This is a genomic window from Actinomyces sp. Z5 (assembly GCF_003287795.1).
GTDB lineage: Bacteria > Actinomycetota > Actinomycetes > Actinomycetales > Actinomycetaceae > Actinomyces > Actinomyces glycerinitolerans.
On sequence record NZ_QMIN01000058.1, the window covers coordinates 15,344 to 23,862 of the forward strand.

9 protein-coding genes are annotated in these 8,519 nt (G+C 69.9%); all 9 read left to right on the top strand.

All coding sequences use genetic code 11. The annotated features are described in order from the left end of the window. A partial coding sequence (locus tag DRB06_RS08290; protein WP_220093003.1) for a carbohydrate ABC transporter permease occupies positions 1 to 858 on the top strand: 858 nt, incomplete at its 5' end. 3 nt (positions 859 to 861) lie between these two features. After that, positions 862 to 1,698 (top strand): carbohydrate ABC transporter permease, encoded by an 837-nt coding sequence (locus DRB06_RS08295; RefSeq protein ID WP_073330779.1) that lies wholly within the window; start codon positions 862 to 864, stop codon positions 1,696 to 1,698. A 156-nt stretch (positions 1,699 to 1,854) separates the two neighbouring features. Next, positions 1,855 to 2,772: a dihydrodipicolinate synthase family protein gene (locus DRB06_RS08300; RefSeq protein ID WP_111819665.1), complete on the top strand. Its 918-nt coding sequence runs from the start codon at positions 1,855 to 1,857 to the stop codon at positions 2,770 to 2,772. A gap of 1 nt (position 2,773) precedes the next feature. Continuing rightward, positions 2,774 to 3,793 carry an ROK family protein gene (locus DRB06_RS08305; RefSeq protein ID WP_111819666.1) on the top strand — a complete coding sequence of 340 codons (1,020 nt, stop codon included), beginning with the start codon at positions 2,774 to 2,776 and terminating at the stop codon, positions 3,791 to 3,793. A gap of 41 nt (positions 3,794 to 3,834) precedes the next feature. Then, positions 3,835 to 4,524 carry an N-acetylmannosamine-6-phosphate 2-epimerase gene (locus DRB06_RS08310; RefSeq protein ID WP_073330770.1) on the top strand — a complete coding sequence of 230 codons (690 nt, stop codon included), beginning with the start codon at positions 3,835 to 3,837 and terminating at the stop codon, positions 4,522 to 4,524. 196 nt (positions 4,525 to 4,720) lie between these two features. Then, a complete protein-coding gene (locus DRB06_RS08315; RefSeq protein ID WP_073330768.1) occupies positions 4,721 to 5,005 on the top strand; it encodes an HU family DNA-binding protein in 285 nt (94 codons plus the stop codon). 238 nt (positions 5,006 to 5,243) lie between these two features. Further along, complete coding sequence (locus tag DRB06_RS08320) at positions 5,244 to 6,056, top strand: ABC transporter ATP-binding protein (protein WP_111819667.1); 813 nt, start codon at positions 5,244 to 5,246, stop codon at positions 6,054 to 6,056. Continuing rightward, positions 6,032 to 7,756 (top strand): transporter, encoded by a 1,725-nt coding sequence (locus DRB06_RS08325; RefSeq protein ID WP_111819668.1) that lies wholly within the window; start codon positions 6,032 to 6,034, stop codon positions 7,754 to 7,756. Before DRB06_RS08320 ends, DRB06_RS08325 begins: the two co-directional genes overlap by 25 nt. Positions 7,757 to 8,027: 271 nt before the next feature. Next, on the top strand, positions 8,028 to 8,519 hold a 492-nt coding region (locus tag DRB06_RS08330), incomplete at its 3' end, for a 6-phosphogluconolactonase (protein ID WP_111819669.1).

Here is an 8,519-nt window from a genome sequence, read left to right on the forward strand (position 1 = left end):
GGCATCGCCTTCGTAGCCCCATCGATAGTCGTGGTGCTCGCGCTGCTCATCTACCCGGTGCTCTCGAGCATCTGGTTCTCATTCACCGACAAGCATCTCCTGCGCACGAGTTACGACGTCGTCGGGCTCAAGAACTACCTGGCCGTCCTGACGTCGTCGGACTACTGGAACGCCTTCGGCGTCTCCATCAAGTGGACGGCTCTGTCGATCGTGTTCCAGCTGTTCACCGGCCTGATCCTCGCCCTCGCTCTGGACCGCGTACCGAGGGGATCGGCTCTGTTTCGGACCCTGCTGATCGTCCCCTGGGCGTTTCCCGCCATCATCACCGCCTTCGCGTGGAAGTGGATCCTCAACGACGTCTATGGCGTCGTCCCGAATCTCCTGACGGCCTCGGGGCTGACGGAGGCGAACATCGCTCTCCTGGGAAACCCGAGCTTCACGTTCTGGGTGGTGCTGGCCATCAACGTCTGGTTCGGTACACCGATGTTCATGGTGAACATCCTCTCTGCACTCAAGACGATTCCCCAGGAGCAGTACGAGGCCGCAATGGTTGACGGCGCCACGGGGTGGCAGCGCTTCCGCTTCATAACCCTGACCCACATCCGGGAGGTCATCGCCCTGTTGGTGATCCTCCGTGTGATCTGGATCTTCAACAATTTCGACATGCTGTTCCTGTTGACCGGCGGCGGGCCGGGCAACAGAACGACCACCCTGCCGATCTTCGCCTATCAGGAGGGGTGGAACCTGCGGCAGCTCGGAGTCGCCTCTACCGTCACCGTGCTTCTGCTGGTCTTCCTGCTACTGGTTGCGGTGGGCGCCTTCAAGATCATGAACCGTTGGAATCGAGAAAGGGGCTGAGCCATGCGTCGCGTTGGTCAGAGTCGGTGGGGAGTAGCAGGCGTCTATGCGCTGCTCACTGTTGCGTCATTCATTGCGGTGTTCCCGCTGCTGTGGGTCATCACCTCCTCATTCAAGACCTCCGGTGAACTGGCCCAGAACCCGCTGCAGCTGTTCTCCTCGTCTCCGACGCTGGAGCACTACCGAAAGGTCGTCACCGAGATCGGCTTCCTCAGGAACCTGAAGAACTCGCTGCTCATCGCCGGCTGCTCCACGGTCATCGCCGTCTTGGTCTCGCTGCTCGGCGCCTACGGCATTGTCCGGTTCTTCCCCCGCGTCGGGCGGCAGCTCACCAAGCTCCTCATCAGCACCTACATGTTCCCTCCGATCCTGCTGGCCATTCCGTACACCGTCACGATGGTCAAGCTCGGACTCATGAACAGCTACGTTGGCCTGGTGATCGCCTACCTGTCGTTCTCCATCCCGTACGCGATCTGGATGCTCATCGGCTTCTTCCAGACGGTTCCGATCGGGATAGAGGAGGCGGCCGCCGTCGACGGCGCCAGCAGGTTCAGAGTCTTCTGGCAGATCTCGGTCCCCATCATCATGCCGGGAATCGTCGCCACCGCCGTGTACACCTTCATCAACACCTTCAACGAGTTCCTCTACGCTCTGCTGTTCATCACGGACTCCGACAAGATGCCCGTCGCCGTTGGCCTGTATTCCTTGCAGGGATCGGAGGTACTCGACTGGGGCGCCATGATGGCCGCCTCGGTGATCGTCATCGTCCCCTCGGTGGTGTTCTTCATGCTGATCCAGAAGCACATCGCCGGCGGACTGTCGGAAGGGTCGGTGAAGTAACCGCCCCGTCGCTCGGTGCGCACGCTGCTCCGGGCCCGGCGCGCCATCCGTATCGGAGCGCTCGGATGCGGCGGTGGGTGGCGTGCGCGCTCCATATCTGGCACACTTACAACAGACATCAGACGTCCGATCAATTTTCAATGGAGAGAGCTTTACATGGACACCCGCTTCACCGGCGTCATACCGCCGGTCGTCACCCCCTTCAACCACGGCGAGATCGACCTGGACTCCCTCGGCCGCACCGTCGACTTCCTCATCTCCTCCGGCGTGCACGGCCTGTTCGTCGGCGGCTCCTCCGGCGAGGTCGCCTACCTGACCGACTCCCAGCGCGACGCCGTCATCGCCACCGTCGTCGAGCGGGCCGCCGGGCGCGTGCCCGTGCTGGCCGGCGCCATCGACACCACCGCGCACCGGGTCATCGAGCAGGCCAGGCGGGCCGAGGTGCTCGGCGTCGACGCCGTCGTCGCCACCTGCCCCTTCTACGCGATCAACGACGCCGCCGAGATCGCCGACCACTTCCGCGCCATCGCCGCCGCGCTGAACCTGCCACTGCTGGCCTATGACGTGCCGGTGCGCCTGAACGGCAAGAAGCTGGGCCACGACCTGCTCGTGGCCCTGGGCAAGGAGGGCGTGCTCGCCGGCGTCAAGGACTCCTCCGGCGACGACGTCGGCTTCCGCCGACTGGTGGCCGCCAACGCCGCCGCCGGCCACCCGCTGGCCGTGCTCTCCGGCCACGAGTGCGTGGTGGACGGCATGCTGCTGCTGGGCGGGGACGGCTGCGTGCCCGGATACGGCAATGTGGACCCCGGCCGCTACGTGGCGCTGTGGGAGGCCGCCCAGGCCGGAAACTGGGCCGTGGCTCGCGACCTTCAGAACCAGCTGTGCGCGGGCTTCGAGATCGTCTACGTGCCGCGCGGCCGCTCCGGCGACGCCACCGGCATCGGCGCCTTCAAGACCGTTATGGCCGCCCAGGGCACCATCGACACCAACGACATGGCCTTCCCGGTGCAGGCCCTGGACGGCGAGGCCCGCGACGGCGTGCTGGCGATCGCCCGCGCCCAGGGGCTGATCTGAGATGCCCGCCGTCGCCGGGCCGACCGTGACCGCGGAGGACCTGATCGGCGTGGACGTGGGCGGCACCAAGATCGCCGCCGCCCGCGTCGCCCCCGACGGCGCCCTGCGCGGGGGCGTGCGGGAGGTGCCCACGCCCGCCCACGCCGGCCCGGCCGCCATGCTCGACGCCATCGCCGGCCTGGTCGTGGCCGTGGCCGACGACGGCCCGGGCGCGCCGACGTCCCGGCGCCCCGGCCCGGTGGTGGCGGTCGGCATCGGCTCGGCGGGAGTGATCGACGCCGAGCGCGGCACGGTCATCTCCGCCACCGACGCCATCGCCGACTGGGCGGGCACCGACATCGCCGGCGGCGTGGCCGCGCGCCTGGAGGCAGCCGGCCTGCACGATCCGGACGGCGGGGCGCCCGCGGTGCACGTCGACAACGACGTCAATGCCTACGCCGCCGGCGAGGCCTGGATCGGGGCCGGGGCCGGGGCCGCCTGCGCGCTGGTCGTCGCCGTCGGCACCGGCGTGGGCGGGGCGGTGGTGCTGGACGGGCGCGTCCACCACGGGGCGCACGGCCTGGCCGGGGAGCTGGGGCACATGCCCAGCGCCCTGGCGGCGGGGGAGCGGTGCAGCTGTGGGCGCCCCGGCCACCTCGAGGCCGTCGCCGCCGGCCCACAGATCGCCCGCCGCTTCTGCGAGGCCACCGGCGCCCAGGACGTGACCGGCGCGCTCGCCGTGGAGCGCCTGGCTCGCGCCGGTGACCCCGACGCCCGCCGCCTGTACCGCGAGGCCGCCACCGCCCTGGGGCAGGCCATCGCCGGCGTCGTCACCGTCCTGGACCCCGACCGGGTCATCATCTCCGGCGGGCTGGCCCGCTCCGGGCCGCTGTGGTGGGAGCCGCTGCGCGAGACCGTGCGCCGCGAGCTGGTCGAGCCGGTAGCCACGGAGCTGCAGCTGCTGCCCGCCGCCCTGGGCACGACGGCGCCCATCGTCGGCGCCGCCCACCAGGCCGCCCAACACCTGGCGGACGCCCGCTGAGCCCGTCCACCTCAAAACACCTGCGCGAATCAGGAGGCACCATGACCACCCTTGACCCCGTACTCGAGCGCCTGCGCGGCGGACTGATCGCCTCCGCGCAGGCCTATCCCGGCGAGCCCATGCGCGACCCCCGCACCATGGACCAGGTCGCCCAGGCCTGCGTCGCCGGCGGCGCCGTCGGCATCCGCGCCCAGGGTCTGGCCGACCTGGCCCTGATCACCCAGCACGTGGACGTGCCCGTCATCGGACTGTGGAAGGACGGTGCGGGCGGGGTGTTCATCACCCCGACCCTCACCCACGCGATCGCCGTGGCCGCCACCGGCGCGCAGATCGTCGCCCTGGACGGAACGCGCCGTCCACGCCCGGACGGGCGCAGCCTCGCCCAGACGATCACCGCACTCAAGGCCGCCCGCCCGGGCGTGCTGGTCATGGCCGACTGCGGCAGCCTGGACGACGCCCGGGCCGCCCAGGACGCCGGCGCCGACATCCTGGGCACCACCCTGGCCGGCTACACCGGTGAGCGTCCCCCCACCACCGGGCCGGACCTGGAGCTGGTGGACCAGGTGGCGGCGATCGCGCAGGTGCCGCTGGTGGTCGAGGGACGAGTGCACACCCCCGCCCAGGCGGCAGCCGCCATGGACCACGGCGCCTTCGCCGTCGTCGTCGGTACCGCCATCACCCACCCGACGACCATCACCTCCTGGTTCGTCGACGCCGTCGCCCACCGATGACGGGACCCGTGGGGCGCGTGTGACGAGTGCGGCCGAAGTGTTTGTTGTGGGCCACAAAACGGTACGCCACGCCGAGGGAAACGCCGTCGTATCTGACAAATCGCCCCATTTATGCATAGCGTTACGGCCAGCGGCACCGCTCCAAGGTGCCCAACCGTCACCTAGACGTCCAAATCACCAACCGAGAGGCAGATACATGTCCATCAACCGCACCGAGCTCATTGCCGCCATCGCTGAGAAGGCCGGCCTGACCAAGACCGACGCCGACGCCTTCCTCGGCGCCTTCCAGGACGTCCTCGTTGAGAACGTCACCAAGGGCGAGGCCGTCAAGATCACGGGCCTGATGGGTGTCGAGCGCGTCGAGCGCGCCGCTCGTACCGGTCGCAACCCCCGCACCGGCGAGGAGATCCAGATCCCGGCCGGCTACGGCGTGAAGCTGACCGCCGGCTCCGCCCTGAAGAAGGCCGCCTCCGGCAAGTGACCCCCTAGGGAACCCGGGGCGTGCGGGCCCGCCAACGGCGGCCCGCGGAAGCCAACGGATAAGGCGCGTCGTCCTACACGGGCGGCGCGCCTTCGTTGTACCCGTTCCCTGCCACCCCCTGCCCCCTCACCGAGACCGGCACTTGTTACCTGCCGAGGCCGGTCCCTGTGACGGTCCGGGACCGGGTTCCTCCTGCCGGATGAGCCGAGGCCTGCGCCAGCCCCGATACCTTCGAGTCATGACCGCCCCGTCGCCGCTCCCGCCCCCGGGTGGGCCCGCCGTCCCCGGCCCCTGCCCCGCCCTGTTTCTCGACTCCCTGGCGAAGGCCTTCGGCCCAAAGATCGCCGTCAACCTGCTCTCCCTGGCCATTCCCGCCGGCAGCCTCTACGGCATCGTCGGCCCCAACGGGGCGGGCAAGACCACCACGCTGTCCATGGCGACCGGCCTGCTGCTACCCGATTCCGGACGCGCCCTGGTCCACGGCGTGGACGTATGGGCCGAGCCCGCCCGCGCGAAGGCCCTGCTCGGCGTGCTGCCCGACGGGTTGCGCACCTTCGACCGCCTGAGCGGCCTGGAACTGGTCACCTACTCCGGCCTGCTGCGCGGCATGCCCCGCGACGTCGTGGTTCCCCGTGCCACGCAACTGCTGCACGTGCTGGACCTGTGGGACGCCGGCACCACCCTCGTGGCCGACTACTCCGCCGGCATGCGCAAGAAGGTCCACCTGGCCTGCGCCCTGGTGCACTCGCCCAGCGTGCTCGTACTCGACGAGCCCTTCGAGGCGGTCGACCCCATCTCCGCCAAGACGATCCAGAAGATCCTCACCGACTTCGCCGCCGCCGGCGGCACCGTCGTCATCTCCAGCCACGTCATGGCCACGGTGCAGCGTCTGTGCACGCACGTGGCGATCATCGATCGGGGCCGCGTCGTCGCGGCGGGCACCACCGCCGAAGTGGCCGCGGGCGCCGACCTGGAGGACCGCTTCGCCCAGCTCGTGGGAGCGCAGGTGTCGCAGGAGGAGTTGTCATGGTTGCGACCCTCGTCCAACTGAGGTGGCGGATCACCCTCAATGCGCTGCGCAACAACATCTGGGCCACCGTCGGCCTGCTCCTGGGGGCCGCCTGCGCACTGGGGATGCTGGCGCCGCTGCTGCTAGGAGCCGTAGCGCTGGGACGCCTCGATCCCGCAACCGTCACCCTGGTGGCGGGGGCTCTTGGTGCCGTGGTCACCATCGGGTGGACTGTGGTGCCCCTGCTGTTCACGGGGGTGGACGCGACTCTGGACCCGCGCGCCATCGCGGCCTGGACGGCGCCCTCCCGGGCCTTGAGCACGGGGCTGGCGGTCGCCGGCGCCTGCGGGCTGCCCGGCATCATCACCGGGTTGGCGCTGCTCATCCCGGTCCTGACCTGGGCGGTGGCCGGAAGTGCGGGCGCCGCCATCCTCGCGCTGCTGCTCGCCCCTCCCACCCTGGCGACCTGCGTGCTGCTGGGACGCAGTGTCGTCGTGCGCGCGGGAGTCTCCTCCCGGCGCGGCCGGGACCTGCTCGCCGTCGTCGGCTTCTTCGCCGTCATGGCACTCGCACTGCTGCCCTCCCTGATGAACAGCCTGCTGGACATGGAGCGACTGGACTTCGGCGGCCTCGCCAGGATCGCGCGCGTGTTGGGCCTGACGCCCTTCGGCTGGGCCCTCGCGGCCCCCGGCTACCTCGCTCAAGGGCGCGTGGCGACGGCGGCGGCGCTGACCGTGGGCGCCCTGGCGCTGCCGCTGCTCCTGGCCCCGATCTGGCACCGGGTCGTGGTGCAGGCCATGACGGGGCCAGCGCGAACGCGGACGCGCTCACACGCCTACCACGCGCGTGGGATCGGGGACGCCGGCGCCGGCGCCGAAGGACTCGACGTGCTGCCCTGGCAGCGTCGACTCGAGCGGGCCAGCTCCGGGCCGACGGCGGCCGTGGCCGCCCGCTGCCTGCGCTACTGGCGCTCGGACCCGCGTTACCTGGTACAGGTGGCAACCACCCTCCTACTCGTCGTGGTGTTCACCGGGATGGCCGCCACCAACTATTCCACCGTCATGAGCTCCACCGCCGAGGAGACCTCCATCAAGCTCACCGGCGTCGACTTCTCCCCGGGGCAGGCGCCGGGTGTGCTATTCGTCGTCGGGCCGGTCATCGCGCTGCTGTGCGGGTGGATGATTCACGATGACCTGGCCTTCGACTCGACGGCCCTGTGGACCCATGCGGCTGCCGGGCTACCCGGCCGCTGCGACAGGCTGGGCAGGGAGCTCGCGGCGGCCATGTGGCAGCTGCCCCTGCTCGCCACCCTCATACTGGTGAGCGGCTGGCTCACCGGTAACTGGCGCGAGGCGCCCGCCTACCTGGGGGCGGGTCTGGGCGTGTACGGCGTCGCCCTGGCCTGGTCGAGCCTGACCAGCGTGCTGCTGCCCTATGAGACGAACCCGCCGGGGGAGAGCCCCATGAAGTCGCGCACCTCCGGCACCGCCTTCATTGTGGCGTTGCTGCAGATGCTGGGAGTACTGGTGATCGGCGTCGTCTGCCTGCCGGTCCTGGTGCCGCTGATCGTCGTGGTGATACAGGAGGCCTGGCACTGGGGCTGGTTGCTGCTGGTCGGCGGGGCGCTGTGGGGCGGGGGAGCCGCCTGGTACGGAGCGGTGCTGGGCGGTCGTCTGCTGGACCAGCGCTACGCGCACGTGCTCGCCACCATCCGCTCCTGGCCCGGCCACGATGCGGTCTGACAGTCGCCGCGGGCTAAACCCGGGGAAAGCTCCAAAACGCGTACGTGTGGCGGGAAGTCGTACGTGTGGCAGAGACGTGAGTGGGAGACGTCGGTAGGACACGTGGTCTCGCGCCGGCATTGTGCATTGTGCTCCAACCTCAAGGGCCCGCCTTCCCGCAACCCGTTCCCTCACGCCGTAGCATTGACGCGCGACACGGGCTCGCCGCCCGTCGGCCTCACGGATGAGGTCGCTAGGTCCGCCGCCGGAAGCAAAACCCTAAGGAACCAATATGGAGCTCGTCATCCTCGACACGGCCGAAGAGATCGCCTCCCGCGCCGCTGACGTCATCGAATCCCTGCTCAAGGACAAGCCGAACGCCGTCCTCGGCACCGCCACCGGCTCCAGCCCCCTGCCCCTGTACGACGAGCTCACCCGCCGCTGCGCGGAAGGCCGCATCTCCTTCAAGGACGTCACCGGCTTCATGCTCGACGAGTACGTCGGCCTGCCCGAGGGACACCCCGAGCGCTACGCCACCTTCATGGAGCGCAACCTGCGCTCGCGGGTGGACATGGCCCCCGGCGCCCTGCACGGCCCCGACGCGCTCGCGGACGACCTGGAGCAGGCCTGCGCCGACTACGAGGCACAGATGGCGGCCGCCGGATACTGCGACCTGCAAATCCTGGGCATCGGCGCCGACGGACACATCGGCTTCAACGAGCCCGGCGGGCCGCTGGACTCCGCCACCCACGTCGACGTGCTCACCGAGCAGACCCGCTCGGAC